Annotated in this window: 1 protein-coding gene; it reads right to left on the bottom strand. The window is 49.8% G+C overall.

The genetic code is table 11. The features are described 5' to 3' along the window. Positions 1–11: 11 nt before the first annotated feature. Positions 12–237 (bottom strand): hypothetical protein (locus tag SB752_RS33240; RefSeq protein WP_410719635.1); only part of this gene is annotated, 226 nt, incomplete at its 5' end.

Here is a 237-nt window from a genome sequence, read left to right as displayed (position 1 = left end):
AACAACGCTGCTCAAGTATTCGTTGCAACTACAACAAACCGATCACAGTTTGAGATCATTTTGTCCCCATACCTTGGCTCGCAGACTTCTAATCCTGGCGGGAACTGCCCTCGCCCTAGATCAAGAACTTGAATCGCATTTCTCACACGCGCTAATTCCTTCTCGACCGTGTAGTACCAGTTCATAGCCTCCCTGCGTGAATGCACGGATGATTGTGCACGTCGCTTACGGGATACG

Source organism: Brevibacillus sp. SIMBA_040 (assembly GCF_046535075.1).
Taxonomy (GTDB): domain Bacteria; phylum Bacillota; class Bacilli; order Brevibacillales; family Brevibacillaceae; genus Brevibacillus.
This window is presented reverse-complemented; position numbering and strand designations above follow the sequence as displayed.